10 protein-coding genes and 1 pseudogene are annotated in these 15,377 nt (G+C 57.4%); 4 read left to right on the top strand and 7 right to left on the bottom strand.

Annotated elements, in window-relative coordinates:
* Positions 1–102: 102 nt before the first annotated feature.
* The 3 genes from ACTOZL_RS05340 to ACTOZL_RS05350 all read right to left on the bottom strand — a co-directional run bounded on the left by ACTOZL_RS05340 (position 103) and on the right by ACTOZL_RS05350 (position 5,078).
* A complete protein-coding gene (locus ACTOZL_RS05340; protein ID WP_482477118.1) occupies positions 103–2,694 on the bottom strand; it encodes an NYN domain-containing protein in 2,592 nt (863 codons plus the stop codon).
* A gap of 139 nt (positions 2,695–2,833) precedes the next feature.
* Positions 2,834–4,210 (bottom strand): Na+/H+ antiporter NhaC family protein, encoded by a 1,377-nt coding sequence (locus tag ACTOZL_RS05345; protein WP_482477119.1) that lies wholly within the window; start codon positions 4,208–4,210, stop codon positions 2,834–2,836.
* A 94-nt stretch (positions 4,211–4,304) separates the two neighbouring features.
* Complete coding sequence (locus ACTOZL_RS05350; protein WP_482477120.1) at positions 4,305–5,078, bottom strand: helix-turn-helix transcriptional regulator; 774 nt, start codon at positions 5,076–5,078, stop codon at positions 4,305–4,307.
* Between the two features lie 365 nt (positions 5,079–5,443).
* Between ACTOZL_RS05350 and ACTOZL_RS05355 the strand changes: the two genes are divergently transcribed.
* On the top strand, positions 5,444–6,829 hold the full coding sequence (locus ACTOZL_RS05355) for an aminotransferase class III-fold pyridoxal phosphate-dependent enzyme (RefSeq protein ID WP_482477121.1): 1,386 nt from the start codon (positions 5,444–5,446) through the stop codon (positions 6,827–6,829).
* Positions 6,830–6,937: 108 nt separating this feature from the next.
* Positions 6,938–8,419, top strand: a complete 1,482-nt coding sequence (locus ACTOZL_RS05360) for an aldehyde dehydrogenase family protein (protein ID WP_482477122.1) — start codon at positions 6,938–6,940, stop codon at positions 8,417–8,419.
* A 153-nt stretch (positions 8,420–8,572) separates the two neighbouring features.
* Here ACTOZL_RS05360 and ACTOZL_RS05365 read toward each other — a convergent pair whose 3' ends face one another.
* Entirely contained in the window at positions 8,573–9,754 is a 1,182-nt protein-coding gene (locus ACTOZL_RS05365) for a hypothetical protein (RefSeq protein WP_482477123.1), read from the bottom strand.
* 178 nt (positions 9,755–9,932) lie between these two features.
* Positions 9,933–11,261 carry an MATE family efflux transporter gene (locus ACTOZL_RS05370; protein WP_482477124.1) on the bottom strand — a complete coding sequence of 443 codons (1,329 nt, stop codon included), beginning with the start codon at positions 11,259–11,261 and terminating at the stop codon, positions 9,933–9,935.
* A gap of 82 nt (positions 11,262–11,343) precedes the next feature.
* Here ACTOZL_RS05370 and ACTOZL_RS05375 point away from each other — a divergent pair, with 82 nt between their 5' ends.
* Together ACTOZL_RS05375 and ACTOZL_RS05380 are read left to right on the top strand one after the other, a co-directional pair.
* Positions 11,344–12,177, top strand: coding sequence for a MerR family transcriptional regulator (locus ACTOZL_RS05375; RefSeq protein WP_482477125.1), 834 nt, complete (start codon positions 11,344–11,346; stop codon positions 12,175–12,177).
* A gap of 107 nt (positions 12,178–12,284) precedes the next feature.
* Positions 12,285–13,637 (top strand): sodium-dependent transporter, encoded by a 1,353-nt coding sequence (locus ACTOZL_RS05380; protein WP_482477126.1) that lies wholly within the window; start codon positions 12,285–12,287, stop codon positions 13,635–13,637.
* Between the two features lie 66 nt (positions 13,638–13,703).
* Here ACTOZL_RS05380 and ACTOZL_RS05385 read toward each other — a convergent pair whose 3' ends face one another.
* The gene (locus tag ACTOZL_RS05385; RefSeq protein WP_482477129.1) at positions 13,704–15,188 is read right to left on the bottom strand and encodes a MucBP domain-containing protein; all 1,485 of its coding nucleotides are present in this window, start codon (positions 15,186–15,188) and stop codon (positions 13,704–13,706) included.
* Positions 15,189–15,230: 42 nt separating this feature from the next.
* A pseudogene (locus tag ACTOZL_RS05390) lies at positions 15,231–15,377 on the bottom strand (InlB B-repeat-containing protein); the annotation flags it as partial.

The raw sequence follows: 15,377 nt of genomic DNA on the forward strand, positions 1-15,377 counted from the left end.
TCGAGAGGTGTGGCCCCACTTGGCGGTTTCTGTATAGCTGCCGGTGAATGCTGTTAAGTTCATATTTTCCATGTCAACAAACGAAGTCGGTGTGGTGTTTGCTCAAGGGTTGACCCTGCCGTGTTTGTTCCACTGCTCCACGGCGTCGTCAATTTGCCGCCCAACCCATTCCACTTCCTGCCACAGTTCTGCGGCGGAGATGCGCAGGACGCCGGAGCGCAGGGCGGAGAGCTGGATGAGTCCGTCGGAGGTGGCCACCCGGACGGCGTAGTTGCGGCCGATCTCGTTGACCAGTTTTTCGATGAACATGTCTCCGGTCTCCCCCTCCTTGGTGTAGACGACATGGATGTGGTGGTGGTCAAAGCGGCTGCCCTGGCCGCCCTTCACCTTGTAGGCGTCAAAGACCAGCACCAGGCGGCAGCCCTTGTAGGCGGCGAAATTGCTGAGCATGTCCATGAGCTGGGTGCGGGCGGCGTCCAGGTCCTCCCGGGCCAGGCTGTTCAAGGCGTCCCAGGCGAAGATCATGTTGTAGCCGTCCACGATAAGGTATTGCTGCTTGGGCGGGGCGATGGTGCGCTGGGGCGTTTCCCCAGGCTGCTGGCGGAGGAATTGATACTCCCGGTGCTTCTCTGGGCCGAACTCCCGGAGGAAGATGGCCTCCAATTCTTTTTCGTCGATGTCCAGGTTTTTGGTATAAACCCTGGGGACCAAGGGGGCGTCTGGGGGACGCTCCGGCTTGAGGCAGCTTTCCAGGTGCATATACTGGGGCACCTGGTTCCATTTCACGTTGAACCCCGCCCCCCGGGCAAAGAAGATGGAGTCCGGTGGGTTGTCTAAATCCCGCTCCGGTTCGTAGCCGATCTCCTTCACCACCTGGGCTTCCTGGCGGCAGGGGGCGTAGCCGTGAAGGGAACAGGAGATGCGTCCCCGGCCACGGGTGTAGGCGGCCACTTCCAGGGGATAGTCCGCCATGGCGGACACCGGGGCGGTACCGGTGAGAAGGGAGAAGTCCTCCCGTTGCTCTGGGGAGGAGAAGGTGCCGCCCATGTTCTGTAAATCACTGATGGCCCGACCCAACTGCTCTGTGGGGACTTCCAGGCGGAAGGCATACCAGGGCTCTAGCAAGACACTTTTCGCCTGCATCAACCCCTGGCGCACAGCCCGGTAGGCGGCCTGGCGGAAATCTGCTCCCTCGCTGTGTTTCAAATGGGCCCGTCCAGACATGAGGGTGATGCGTAGGTCTGTGATGGGGGCACCGGTGAGCACCCCCAGGTGGGGCTTCTCCGCCAGGTGGGTGAGAATAAGGCGCTGCCAGCCCCGGTCCAACAGTTCGTCGGGACAGCGGCTGTCCAGCACCAGCCCCGCCCCCTGTTCCAGGGGTTCCAGGAGCAAATGCACCTCGGCGTAGTGCCGCAGGGGTTCGTAGTGGCCTACCCCCTCCACCGGGGCGGCAATGGTCTCCTTATATAAAATACGGCCGGCGTCTAGCGCAACCTCCACGTCGAAGCGCTGGGCGATGAGGCTTTTTAACACCTCGATCTGCACCTGGCCCATGAGCCGGGTGTGGATTTCCCCAGACCGCTCCTCCCAGAGGATGTGGAGCTGGGGATCCTCCTCTTCCAACTGCCGGAGCTTGGGCAGGAGGACTTGAGGGGAGCAGTCTGGGGGGAGGATGAGGCGGTAGGTGAGCACCGGTTCCAGCAGCGGCGGCGGAGCGGGGGGCTCTATCCCCAGGCCCTGGCCGGGGTAGGTGGCGGAGAAGCCCAGCAGGGCACAGACTTGCCCCGCCTCCACCACCTCCGCTGTCTGGAATTTCTCCCCGGAGTAGCGGCGCAGCTGGGTGACTTTTTCCGTCAGGGCATCCCCTTGGAGGGGCAGATAGGTCACGGCCTCCCGGACCTTCAACTGCCCACCGGTGAGCTTCAAAAAAGTCATGCGGTTTCCCTGGGGGTCCCGGGCAATCTTGTACACCCGTGCCCCAAATTCTGTGGGGTAGGTGGGGGCCTCGGTGAAGCTGGACAGGCCCTGCAAGAAAGCGTCGATGCCCTCCATGCGCAGGGCCGCGCCGAAGAAACAGGGGAATACCTTGCCCAGGCGGATCAGGCCGGAGACATCCCCTTGGGAGAGGTGGCCCCTGTCCAGATATTTCTCCAACAAGGCCTCGTCCCCCAGGGCCACCGTCTCTGCCCAGGTCTCGTCCTGGGTGGTGAAGTCGATGCAGCCCTCGTCCAAGCGCTGCCGCAGCTCGTCCATAAGGGCGGCGGGGCCGGGGGAGGGGAGGTCCATCTTGGTGACGAACACGAAGGTGGGGATTTGGCTGCGCCGGAGCAGCCGCCATAAGGTCTCCGTGTGGGCCTGGACAGCATCGGTGGCGGAGATCACCAGGATGGCATAGTCCAGCACCTGCAGGGTCCGCTCCATCTCCGCGGAGAAGTCCACGTGGCCTGGGGTATCCAGGAGGGTGACCTCCAACTCCGGGGTGGAAAACTCCGCCTGTTTGGAAAAGATGGTGATGCCCCGGCTGCGTTCTAGGCTGTGGGTGTCCAGGAAGGAATCCCGGTGGTCCACTCGGCCCAAGGTCTGGATGGCCCCGGCAGCATAGAGCAGGGCCTCAGAGAGGGTGGTTTTTCCCGCGTCCACATGGGCCAACAGACCGATACAGAGGCGCTTTTTTTGTTTGTTCACTTTGCCCATGGTATCACTTCCAGATGGGAAATATAGTTTGATTATACCATAGGAGGGTATTCCCGTCGAGAGAAAAGATAGAAACGCAAGGAAAGCCCCGCTCCACAAGAAAGGGAGCGGGGCATGTTTGCTTTCTATTGGGGCTGCCTTATCCCAGGCATGCAAAGCCGTAGATGAGATAGGCGATGCAGGTGAGGACCCCGGCCACCAGGGCGAAGGGCATCTGGGTTTTTACGTGGTCCATGGGGAGAATGTTGGTGGCCTGGGAAATCAGGATGGCGTTGTCGGAATAGAAGCACAGCTGGGTGCCAAATACGGAGCCAGAGAAGATGGCCGACACGGCCACGGCGATGTTAGCGTCCATGGTCTGGGCCAGGGAGACGATCAGGGGTACCATGATGGCGGACACACCCCAGGCGTTGGCCAGGGCGAAGGTCATCAGGGTGGCCACCAGGAACACCACGAAGGGCAGGAGCTGGCCTGCCATCAGGGGGGCAACCTTGCCAATGATGTAATCGGACATGCCCAGGTTTTCGCAGGAGGCCTTGAACAGGAAGGCAATCAGCAGCAGGGCCAGGATGGACACCATGGTGGAGCAGCCCTCCCAGACGGAATCCACATATTCCGAGAGGGACATGAGCTTTCGAGCTATGTACATCACACCGGTGAACACCAGGGCCACAATCAGGCCGCTGAGCACGTCCACGTCAAAGACGATGGTAGCGGCCAACAGGACGATGAGGGGGAGGAGGAAGTCAATGACACCGCCGCTTTTCCCTTTGGCATCTCCGCTGTCCTCCTGGTCTTCACTCTCTTCATTGGGCCGCACGTCCATAAAGAGGTTGCCAGTTTCCTCGGCCTGCCGTTGGTACTTTTTGATGGGGCCGAAGAGGGGAATGACCCCGGCGAGCACCAACAGCAGAACCAGCAGGCAGAACATGGGGTAGAACATAAAGGGGATGGACTGCATGTAAACCCCTACGGCGCTGCCGCCTTCCGGGACAATGCCGGTGCTGTCCAGGAGGCTGGCATAGTAGATGGACCAGGAGGAGAGGGGCACCAGCACCACCATGGGTGCCGAGGTGGAGCCGATGATGTAAGCGGTCATGGAGCGGTGGACCCGGTGGGGGTCGTTGAGCCGCTTGGCAATGGAGCCGGTGGTGAGGATGTTCAGGTAGTCGTCCACAAACAGCAGGACGCTCAGGGCCCACTCTGCCAATAGGGAGCGTTTTCGGGTGGTGGCGAACTTGGCCAATAGGCCAGAAAAGCCCATGGCCGCCTTGGATTTCTCTAAAACGCCCACCATACCCCCCAGCAGGGCCACCACCAGCAGGACCCAGATATCGTTGGCGGCGACCTCTTGGAGCTGTTCAATGAGTGCGGTGAACCAGTCGCCTTTGAAGCCGATGATCAGGGCCAACAGGGTGGCCAGGAAGAGGGACTCAAAGGTGCGCTTTGTGATGAAGGCGGCTACAATCAGGACAATGACGGGGATGATACTGATGATGCCATAGTTTGCATCCATAGGGGTTCGGCCTCCCTTCTGCCTTCCCCCAGAGGCGGGGAAGGATGTGGAGAACAGCCCTGGGCTGTTCCTATGCCAATTCTCTCTCTAAAATTTAGTTTCGTGGATCACCTTCTAAAAGCAAGCGCATAATCCCCCAGCGGGAAGTTACGCCGAACTTGCGGAAGATATTTTGGAAGTGCTTTTGCAGGGTGGACTCCTGGACGTGGAGGGCTTCTGCGATCTCCCGGTTGTCTCGGAAGCGGGTGAGCAGCTCCAAAAGCTGGGTTTCCCGGGCGGTGAGGCCATAGCGGGTGGCGATGGCGGGGATATCATAGCCCGAGGCGGGGCCTTGGTGGTACATACGGTTGAGCAGGATGCCCATCTGCTGGTTGAGGTGGATGCCCACGGAGCTGAGTAGGAACAGCTCGTCGTCGGTAAAGGGGCCGTCCCCCCGGCTGCAGAACAGGCTCAAAGCGCCCAAGGGCTTGCCATTGTGGACGATGCCATATTGCAGGGAATCATACACGTCGAACTTCTGATAGCACTTTTGATAGATGGTGGAGCGTAACCGCTGCTGTTCCCCCAGAAGGTCGCTCTCCCGGAAGATGGTGGATTCCCGGCAGCAGTTCAGCCAGGCGGTGTAGTCGTCGTCAGCATAGCGCATATAGTTGCGCTCTGCCTCTTCAAACTCCGCCGGGACGCATAGGGGGTCCACTAGGCGGATGCGGCTCTCGTCGGCCTCCCGGCGCATGATGCTGGCGTAGCGGAAGGGGATAAGCATCCGCAGGATGGGGAGGAAGTACTCCCCGAGGTCAGCATACGTCCGGCAGCGGTATAGCTCACAGACTACATTGTTGAAGATTAAAAATATGTTTTTCTTTACCACATTACCTCCCCGCTTCCTGGTTAAATTCCTGTTTTTCGTAATTATATCAGAAATTAAAATGAAAAAATATACCTTTAATTGTGCATGGCATACTTGTTTTATGGTATGAACTAATCGAATAAAAGAATTTCAAAAATTTGCAAAACCGCTTAGAATAAGAAGCACACAGGGGATCAACCCCAAAAAACAAGAAGATTTACCATCGAAATGGAAAAAGTAACAGAAGAATCGGGGCGCGGAAAACGCCCGTCGCTGCTCCACACATGTTTTTTAGAACAGACAGGGGCTGGACCCAGCCCAGTGCGACGCTCCAAGCCAGAAGACGAGGACAAAATCAAACGCAATTTTATCAAGGAGGATCAACAATGTACAACTATGAGAAAAACAGAGATCAGATCGTGAAGGACTTAGACCGAGTGATTAAGCTCATTCACATGAAAGCGGACGAGATTCCCCCTGAAGAGAAGGCCCAGATGGTCAAGGAGACCGTGGAGCACTTCAACACCTGCGTGAGCCCCGGCTGGATCAACTACAGAAAGTGTGTCTCCTCCGAGACCGAAGGCAACGCCGTTCTGGAATGGGAAGACGGCGGCTCCTACTTCCGCGGCCTGTATGAAGACGAGAAGTTCCTGGACGCCATGGGCGGTTTTGGCATCTATGTCGCCGGCCACAGCGAGGACCTGATCATCGACACCGTGAAGGCTCAGCTGAGCCGACAGGGCCTGCACTCCCAGGAGCTGATCGACCCCCTGCGCGGCTACCTGGCAAAGGCCATGGCCGACTGCACCCCCGGCGACCTGCAGCAGTGCTTCTTCACCAACTGCGGCACCGAGGCGGTTGAAATCGCCATGAAGCTGGCCCGGTTCAAGAGCAAGGGCAAGTGGTTCATCGCCACCACCCACGCCTTCCACGGCAAGACCGGCGGCTCCCTGTCCCTGACCGCAAAGGGCATCTACCGCCAGCCCTATCTGCCCCTGCTCCAACAGGTGCAGCACGTGGAGTACGGCAACGCAGCCGCCATCCGCACCGCCATTGAGAACCTGCGGGAAGTGGGCGAGTCCATCGCCGCGGTGGTTTTGGAGCCCATCCAGGGCGAAGCTGGCGTTATCATCCCGCCCGCTGGCTACCTGAAGGAGGTCCGTGCCATCTGCGACGAGCTGGACGTGGTTCTCATCTTCGACGAAATCCAGACCGGCATGGGCCGCACTGGCACCCTGTGGCGCTGCGATGCCGAGGAGGTTGTCCCCGACATCATGACCTTTGGCAAGGCCTTCGGCGGTGGCGTGATGCCCATCACCGGCCTCATCTGCCGTCCCTCCATGTGGAGCGAAGAATTGATTGAGAACCCCTATCTGCTGGGCTCCACCACCTTCGGCGGCAACCCCGTCTGCTGTGCCGCCGCCATCGCCGCCCTGGACTTCCAGCTGAAGAACGACATCCCCGGCCAGGCCCGGGATAAGGGCGCCAAGATCAAGGCCGGCCTGGAAGCCATTCAGGCGAAGTATCCCACCGTCATCCAGGAAGTCCGCGGCATCGGCCTGATGATGGCCGTGGAGTTCTTCTCCGACGAGTATGGCTATGAGTTCTCCAAGGAGATGTATAACCAGCACGTCATCATCTCCGGCACCCTGAACAACTCCAAGACCATCCGATATGAGCCCCCCGCATCCCTGACCGACGAGGAGATCGCCAAGATTCTGGATGCCTCCGAGAAAGCAGCCGCCAAGGCAAAGGAGATCTTCGGCCTCTAAGCCGTGTTTGGGCAGAGAATATTTCATGATGTACATCTCCCATCCAGAGGGTTCCGGCGCTCTGGGTGGGAAGCCCTTTCCGCTCTGTAACAGATAGGAGATTTTTCTATGAAGATTTGCAAAAACTACATCAACGGCGCGTGGGTTGAGAGTGTCAGCGGCAAGACCGCGCCTACCTATAACCCTGCCAACAGCGAGATTCTGGCTGAGGTGGTTCAGTCCAACCTAGAGGACGTGGAGCTGGCCGTGGCTGCCGCCAAGAAGTCCTTCTATGAGACCCGCGACTGGCGGGACATGGACAGCCAGACCAGAGGCGACATCCTGCTGAAGATTGCCGACCTGATCGACAAGAACCGGGACGAGCTGGCTCGCATCGAGTCCATGGACATGGGCAAGCCCCTCCGGGAGGCCGAGGGCGACGTGGACGACGCCCTGCACTGCTATCGCTACTATGCCGGCCTCATCAAGGCCCCCTACGGCGGCGTCTATGACGTGAACGAGGGCTTTGGCAAGATGCACTCCTTCACCATCCATGAGCCCGTGGGCGTGGTGGCCCTCATCAGCGCCTGGAACTTCCCCTTCGTCATGGGGTCCTGGAAGATCGCCCCGGCGCTGGCCGCCGGCAACAGCATCATCTTCAAGCCCGCGTCCAACGCCGTGATGTCCAACGTGAAGATGTTCGAGCTCCTGGAAGAGGCCGGTGTGCCCAAGGGTGCTGCCAACCTGATTCTGGGGCCGGGCGGCTCCGTGGGCGAGGCCCTGGCCTCCCACAAGGACATCGGCATGGTCACCCTCACCGGCTCCACCGCTGTGGGCCAGAGCATCATGCGCTGCGCTGCCAGCAACGTGAAGAAGATTGGCTTGGAGCTGGGCGGCAAGTCCCCCAACATCATCTTCGCCGACGTGGATTTGGAGGCCGCTGTGGAGTGGGCCATGATCGGCATCTTCTTCAACCAGGGCGAGGTCTGCTGCGCCGGCTCCCGCATCATCATTGAGGAGAGCATCCACGACGCTTTCGTCAAGCGCTTTGCCGAGCGGGCCAACGCCATGACCATCGGAAACCCCCTGGATAACCCCGACATGGGCCCCATGGTCAGCGAAGGCCAGCTCAACGACGTGCTGGGCTATGTGAAAAAGGGCATCGAAGAGGGTGCCACCCTGGTCTGCGGCGGCGAACGCTACACCGAGGGCGACTGTGCCAAGGGCTATTACATGCGTCCCACCATTTTTGACAACTGTACCCCCGCCATGACCATCGTCCGGGAAGAAATCTTCGGTCCTGTGGTCACCATCCAGACCTTCAAGACCGAGGAAGAGGCCATTGCTTTGGCCAACGACACCGATTACGGTCTGGCCGGCGGCGTGTTCACCCATCAGTTGGAGAGAGCGCTCCGGGTGGTCAAGGAAGTCCGTGCCGGTATCACCTGGGTCAACGCCTTCAACCCCACCTTCAATGAGGCTCCCTGGGGCGGCTACAAGATGTCCGGTATCGGCCGTGAGCTGGGCGTCCATGGCTTGGAGGAGTATCAGGAGATCAAGCAGGTGAACATCAACCTCACACCGGGCCCTGCGGGCTGGTATGAGCACTAATGTGCGTCTGAGATAGGCGATTGTGCTGGCTGAGCAGATAGAACCCAACAAATATAAACCTAGAGTTTCGTTTGGAGGACACTTCGTAAAGAAGTGTCCTCCAAACATAGAAGGGGCTGCCTCTAAACGAGACAGCCCCTTTGTATATGGTTTTTAAGATTCTTCCTGTTCCTCTGCTGATGAAAGGTAAAGGCCTTCCCCGTCGAAGGCCAACTCCAACCGTTGGTTATATATGCGGCTGACGGTCTCAATGCTCTCTATGAATGGAACGACCGTGCTATCCTGGGTTCTGGTAAACTTCCGCATGGATTGCTCGATTTTCTTTCCCTCCACGTTTCCCAACCAATTTCCGGTTCCAGCAAAACCCTTTTCAAGCGGCTCTACTTTGATAACTGGAACCTTTCCTACCGCTTTTCCCAGTTTCTTAGTGGAACTGGACAGTCCCTTCAGTAGCTGCGACTGGATGGACTTTTCCCAGCTCCGTTCCAGTTGATTATAGCACTCAGTATAGAACTCACGGTAGCGCAAGCCCTGTTCTCGAATTTTCTGGACTACCCCAGCCAAGAACGCTGCGTCAAAGTTTTCCAGGAGCATTACATCTAGGAACGAGGAAAAGGCATACAAATAAACAGCGATTTGGTATTCTCCAAACAATCCCTTTAGGTTTTCTGACCGTTTCTTTACGGCCTGGTCTGCGTGCAGCAATGCCGTTTTTCCATTTTGTTTCGCAATTTGTTCCCGCAAAAAGAAGATTTGATTCTCCGCCCACTGTTTGATATCCAGCACTTTGATATGATTGTTGGTTTTATATTTCTCGTTGTTCCAGTTGTATTTATAGTTGTTCAACACATCGGACAAAAAGGCCAAGTTCCCCTTACGCTCCGCTTTGTCCTTTTCCCTTAGATAGCTCAAAATTTCCTGTTGTGTTCTCTCTATCCCGTCGAGCTTTTGGGTGATACCCAGCAATGCCATCGACATAAAAAGGGTTGAGATCATAGCAGGTGCAACTGCAAAAGATGTCAGTCTGGCTTGCCCCATGATGGTGTTATTTGCATCACTCAAAACGGTGCCTAACAAGCCGCTTCCATCTCGAAAAGGTGCCAGATGCCCACCTCCAGGAACTGTCACCCGATAAATCCCACTGGAAGCACCATTGGAAAATATGGATTGAAATGCTGTGACAATTGGCTCAAACCCTGTCCCAAGGGCGGCAATTTTTGTAAAGGAGAGTTTAGTTGCCGATGTGATATCCTCATCTTCTTCCAGAATGGATAAATCAAGCTGTATCGACGCCAATTCTTTCAGACCTTGCGTCTCCACTGGTAAGTTTTCCATTTATAACTCCTCCGCAAAACAAGTTGGTAAAAATCTTGTGTTTATTTTACCAAAAACGACACCCGCTGTCCACAGGATGCAAATGTTTTCCATCCCAAGAAAATGAAATTTGTGCCTGTTGGAGACTTTTCCAGCAGGCACAGTGTATATATTTTTTTTCAGGCTCTGGTTTTTGCGCCTAATAATGGTAACGCGTTCGGTATTTCAGGAACATCGCCGCACCCAATACCAGAGCCATCCCCTCCGCCACCGGGGTAGCCAGCCATATCCCCGTCACCCCCAGAAGAGCGGGGAGCACCAGCATGGTGATGAGCATGAACACGAAGGAGCGGGAGAAGGCCAGAATGGCGGAGACGATGCCGTTGGACAGGGCGGTGAACAGCCCGCTGGCGAAGATGTTGAAGCCAATGAAGCACAGGGCCAGGGAGCATACGCTATTCCCGGAGACTGCCAGGGCAAATACCGGGTCTTCCGGTTGGGCGAATATGGATACCAGGGGTTTTGTGGCGGCCAGAGAGGCTACCACTGTGACCAGGGAGATCACGGCGATGATCTTTAGGCTGAGGGATACCAGTTGTTTCAGCTTATGGTGGTCTTGGGCACCGTAGCTGTAGCTGAGCATGGGGGCCACGCCGTAGGAATAGCCCGTATAAAGGGAGCTGGCGAACATCAACACGTACATGATGATGGTGATTGCGGCTACACCGTGCTCCCCAACGTAACGGAGCATGGTCCAGTTGAACATTAGGGTGATGATGCCAGTGACCAGGGCAGTGGCCATCTCCGAGCAGCCGTTGGTGGCGGCATTGGCCAGGACACGAAAGCGTGGGACAGGCTTCGTAAAGTGGAGCAGGCTGCTTTTACGGCCAAAGACGAAGAGCCCAGCCACGGCGGTGACGGAATAGCCCAATCCCGTGGCAAGGGCCGCGCCGCTGATGCCCAGATCAAAAATGGCGATGAACACATAGTCTAGCACCATGTTCAGTACCCCGCCGGTGACAGAGCAGATTAGGGAGAGGGTGGCCTTTTCTGAGGCGATCATATATAAGGTGAAGTTGTTCATCAGGAGGATGGGGATGGTGAAGAGCAGATAGCGGCTCAAATAATCTACACAGTAGCCCGAAACCTCCGGGGACAGGCCGTTGTCAAAGAGCCGTCCGGTGAGCAGATAGCCCACCACGCTCATCACCAGCCCCACTGCCACGTTTACCAGGATGAGAAAAGTAAAGTCCTGCCGGGCTTCCGTCTCCTTTTTTTCACCCATCTTCCTCATAATCACCGCGCTGCCGCCGGTGGCCAGCATGGTGGAGACGGCGGTAACCAGCTGGATCACCGGGGCGGTGAGGTTGATGGCGGAGAGGGCCTGGGTGCCGATGAGGTTGGCCACGAAAAGTCCGTCTACCATGGTGTAAAAGGACATGAAGAGGGACATGACGATGGTGGGGAGGGCAAAGGCCAGAACATTTTTCAAGCGCACGGGCTTGCTGTATGCGGTTTGTGTTTCCATAGTGTTGTTCTCCTTGCTTTTTGTGGCGCCATGGGATATCATAAACCATACAGTAACTGTACGGTCAAGAGGGAATTTGCGTATGGAAAAGAAGGACAAGCTGCTTACCATTGGCCAGTTTGCCGCGCTGCATGGGATCAACAAAAAGACCTTAATGTGGTACGATGAAATTGGCCTGTTCCGGCCTACGCTGGTCCACCCGGAGAACGGCTATCGCTACTATAGCTACCACCAAAGTGCTGTGTTGGAGACCATCCTGCTGCTGCGGGAGCTGGATGTATCCATCGAGGAGATTCGAGGATTCATGGAGCAACGCTCCGCTGCCAGCTTGCAGAGGCTGTTGGAGGAAAAGATGGCGGAGCTGGACCAGAGGATCAGCCACTTGCAGGGGCTGCGTAAGACCCTGGCCCATCACCACCGGCATACCACCGCCCTGTTGACCATGGACCTGTCCAGGCTCAGCGTGGTGGAGAAGCCAGCGCGGCATCTGGTGACGGTGGACATTGACAGCTCCACTTCTTTTGAAAAGCAGGTGGAGCTGATCATCGCCCAGACCCAAAAGTACCAGCTCCGCCGTCTCCACGACGCGGCCTACGGTACCATGATCCCCGTGGAGGCCCTGGCCCGGGGGGACTTTGACGGCTATACAAAGCTGTTCATTGAGCCCCCCTTTCCCATCCCGAAGCGGGGGCTGCATGTCCAGCCCAAGGGGCGGTACATCCGGGCCTTTTACAGAGGGCCCTGGGATCAATTGCCGGAGAAATACGGGGAGATTTTCGCCTTTGCCCGGGCCCAGGGCTTGGAGCCTGAGGGATATGCCTATGAGGTGGGCATCAATGAGACTGTGGTGGACCGGATCGAGGACTATATCGTCCAGATCGAGGTGCCGGTGGGGGAGGGGAAACCGGAGGCATAGATGGGGCAAAAATTTGACACAAATCACATCTCTGCGAGGGAAAGTATTGACTTTCCTGGCGGGCTCCGATATGATAGGAAACGATTGAGAAAGAGAGGTAGATTCCAATGAATCGGGAAGGATTTCAATCCCGGCTGGGCTTTCTGCTGGTGAGTGCCGGCTGCGCAGTGGGGATCGGGAACGTGTGGAAGTTCCCCTATGTGACAGGCCAGAACGGCGGCGGTGTGTTCGTGCTGTTCTACCTGCTGTTTTTGGTTATCATGGGCGTGCCTGTGTTGACCATGGAACTGGCTGTAGGCCGGGCCAGCCGCAAGAGTGCGGTGCTGGGCTACAAGGCCCTAGAGCCGAAAAAGAGTAAGTGGCACATCCACGGCTGGTTCTGTGTGGCCGGCTGCTGCTTGCTGATGATGTATTACACCACCGTATCCGGCTGGATGCTGGGCTACTTCTTCAAGTTCGCCGCCGGGAGCTTTGACGGCTTAGAGGGCGAGGCGGTGGACGGGGTGTTCGGCGCCATGCTGGCCAGCCCCGGGGAGATGGGGGCCTGGATGGCCATCACCGTGTTGGTGGGCTTTTTTGTGTGCAGCTTTGGCCTGCAAAAGGGCTTGGAGCGGATCACCAAGGTGATGATGCTGGGCTTGCTGGCTCTGATTGCCGTGTTGGCTATCCACAGCCTGACCCTGGAAGGGGGCTTGGAGGGCGTGAAGTTCTACCTGCTGCCGAACCTTCAGCGGGCGGCAGAGGCCGGGATAGGCAATGTGATCACCGCGGCCATGAATCAGGCCTTCTTTACCCTGAGTTTGGGCATCGCCGCGATGGAGGTCTTTGGCAGCTACATGACCCGGGAGCACAGCTTGGCCAGCGAAGCGGTGCGGATCTGCTCTCTGGACACCTTTGTGGCCCTGATGGCGGGGCTTATCATCTTCCCTGCCTGCTTCTCCTTTGGGGTGCAGCCGGACTCCGGCCCGTCCCTGATCTTCATCACCCTGCCCAAGGTGTTCTTGGACATGAGCGGCGGGCGGCTTTGGGGGACGCTGTTCTTCCTGTTTATGACCTTCGCCAGCTTCTCCACGGTCATTGCCGTGTTTGAGAACCTCCAAGCCAACTGCATCGACAACTTTGGCTGGACCCGGAAAAAAGCGGCGGTGCTGAACTGCGTGTTCATCCTGGTGGCCAGCTTGCCCTGTGTGCTGGGCTACAACCTTTGGAGTGATTTGCATTTCCTGGGAGGCCGGGACGTGCTGGACTTTGAGGACTTCCTGGTGAGCAACCTGCTGCTGCCCCTGGGCTCCCTGGTGTACCTGCTGTTCTGCGTGAGCAAGTGGGGCTGGGGCTATGACAACTATTTGGCGGAGGCCAACGCCGGGAAGGGGCTAAAGCTGCCCCGGTGGATGAAGCCCTATTTCCAGTTTATCCTGCCGGTGCTGGTGCTGGTGATTTTGGTACAGGGCTTGCGCTGAACAAGTTCATAGAGACACAAAAAAGGACGCGGCCCGATTTGGGCCGCGTCTTTGCGTTGGGATCGTTTACTTGGCGTTGTCCCGGCGCTTCTTATCGTCCAGAAGGAGATAGGTCAGGCCTGCGCCAGAGAGCAGGAGCAGGGCAGCCCAGAGACCGCTGTTGTCACCGGTCTGGGGGACTTCTGCCAGGGGGACGTCCTCATCGGGAATCTCCGTCTGCTGGGTCTTTTGGGGTTTCTGAGGTTGCTGGGGCTTGGGCTTCTGGGGTGTGCTGGTGAGGGGCACATCCGGGTCGGGGAGCTCCACCAGAGGCGGCTGTGCTTCCGGGATGTCCACCAGAGGCGGCTGCTCTTCCGGGATATCCACCAAGGGCGGGTCCTCGTCGGGAACGTCCACAGCAGGCGGCTCCTCAGTGGGCGGCACCATGGGTACGTCGGGATCGGGGACTTCCACAGGAGGCTCCGGGTCTACCGGTGGGTTGGGATCTACCGGCGGGTTGGGATCTACCGGCGGCTTGGGGTCAACAGGCGGCTTGGGGTCCACCGGAGGCTTGGGGTCTGGGTCCGGTCTGGAACTGCTGCCGCCAGAATTTTTGCTGAAGTACAGCTTCAAAACGGTGCTGCCGTCCTCCGCCAAGGCAGCCTGCAAAACATTGCGGCTGTCGCCCGGTACGAAGGTGTAGCCACTGATCACCTTGTCGCTGTCGGTTGCGCTGACAGTGCTGCCAGCTTCGCCGGTACGGGTTTGGGCGGCTTTGATGGGATTGCCGTTGGTGTCATACCACGCCACCTTGTAGGTGGCATCCTTCGGTTCGGGAGGTGTGACAGGGTTCTTGGTGAAGTACAGCTTTAAGATTGCGCCGGCTTTATCCAGAGTAGCGGACAATACGTTGCCCTCGTAATCTGAGATAAAGGTATACCCATCGAGTGTTTTGTCAGCATTCTTAACGGAAACCTCTTCGTTGACAGTGCCGTCCTTGCGCTCCTCAAACTTGATTTCGGTTGCATTCTCTACGCTGTCTGTCACAGCATCCAACACATACCAGATGACCTTATACACGATTGTTTCAGGCGTACCAGGACCGGGGCCAGGGTCCTCACCTCCGCCGCTAGTGGGCTTCCACTGGGCCGTGATGGTGATGTTGCCATCTTCGTCGGTTACGGGCTCACCCCAACCGGTGAACTCATAGCCATCGCGGGTGGGGTCTGTGGGATACAATTTGCTGTAATCTCCACCTCTGTCAATGGTCTCGGTCTTGATGGGGGTTTCCGTGTAGCCGTCTTTCCAAGTTACGGTGATCGTATCCGGCACGTCGGGGCCAGGAGTCTCGTTCTTGGTGAAGTACAGCCGTAACACGGTGCCGCTGGAAGCTAACGTGTCAGAGAGGATATTGCCGGGGTTGTTTTCGTCAAAGGTGTAGCCCGGGATCGTCTTATCTTCGGCGGTGACAAAGACAGTTTCGCCGACTTTGCCTAGACGGGTTTCGGGTTCCTTGAGGGCCTCTCCCTCGGTGTTGTACCATTTTACTGTGTAATTAGCAGTTTCGGGCACGGGGGGAGGAGTGACTTCCGTCTTTTTCCACACGGCGTAAAGGGTGGTGTTTTCGTTGATAGTAAATTGATCACCGGGAGAAAAGTCAGGCCCAGTGGCATTCGGATTGGTGTTCCAACCTAGAAATTCGTAGCCGGGGCGTTCGTTGTCACATCCAATGACAGTTACAGTCGAGCCCTTGTCGTAACT

Source organism: Evtepia sp., from assembly GCF_056797215.1.